Origin of the sequence: Vibrio sp. 10N.222.48.A3, assembly GCF_041475345.1 — a bacterium.
GTDB lineage: Bacteria > Pseudomonadota > Gammaproteobacteria > Enterobacterales > Vibrionaceae > Vibrio > Vibrio tasmaniensis_A.
Genome location: NZ_JBFRVX010001531.1, coordinates 1083 through 2056, shown reverse-complemented (window position 1 = coordinate 2056; position 974 = coordinate 1083). Strand labels below are relative to the sequence as shown.

At 46.4% G+C, this 974-nt stretch carries 1 protein-coding gene; it reads right to left on the bottom strand.

Going from position 1 to position 974, the window contains the following annotated elements; translation table 11 throughout:
• Positions 1–166: 166 nt before the first annotated feature.
• Positions 167–974 (bottom strand): glycosyl transferase family protein (locus tag AB4653_RS27575; RefSeq protein ID WP_372105834.1); only part of this gene is annotated, 808 nt, incomplete at its 5' end.

Below are 974 nucleotides of genomic sequence, written 5' to 3'. Positions count from 1 at the left end.
CATGTTATGAGTAGGCAATCACCTTGACAATGATTGCCTACTTAATTCAACAGCGAATACCTACCACGGTAAATATACGAAAAAGGCCAGCATTCGCTGACCTTCTCATTCACGATTTCAATCGCTATACGTTATTTGCTAGCTCTTAACGACTGGCTAGTAGCTACTAACGAGTGCAATAGGCTTCCCACAAACGCGCTGCCTTTGAGTAAGCTTCAGCCTTATCGTGCGTTTCTGCGAATAAAATTGCCGTCATACTATCCACAACACTATTCGCCATCAGCTCCATCTCATCTTCCGGTGTACCCAGTACACATTCAGAAGGTAGAGGCAGCTCAGCATTCATCGTGCCTTCCCAGTAGAAAGATTCCACCTTTTCAGGAGAACTCATCCAGACAGTTTGGCTTACCTTGGGGTTGTATTCTGATTCGCCATTCATGCCTTTAAATGAAATCACCGAGTGGGATTTATTGCCAATCACATGCTCAACTTCTGCATGAAGCTGTGGGAATCCAGGGTGAAAGCTGCCACGCAAGCCTAAACGTCCACCACCAGGGTTCAATGCACGAACAACGGTATTAATCGGAGTTCTCAGTCCATAACGATGTTTCCAACCAATCATAGTTTGAGCTTGTGGGGCGAAGTTCGCCAAAGGCAAGTAAGCAATACCATCGGCTTCTAGAATCTGCTTTGCGTCTTGCGGATCTTGCGCGCTGCGAACGCCGACACATTCTAAATGCGTTTCGGCATGCGTACGACCACTGGGTTTGTCCATGTAGCCATGCATCAATACTTTATAGCCGTTGTCAGCTAGAATTTTTGCTGCCAACAGGTTCCAAGGCTTTCCACTGGCGTTATCGTTACGCTTACCTGCATAACACGGCCAATCGATATCAGCACCTAAGTCTGGCACTCGAGATTGAAACGCTTTTACAAAGCCTGCGATTTCTTCATTGGTTTCATTCTGCACACGA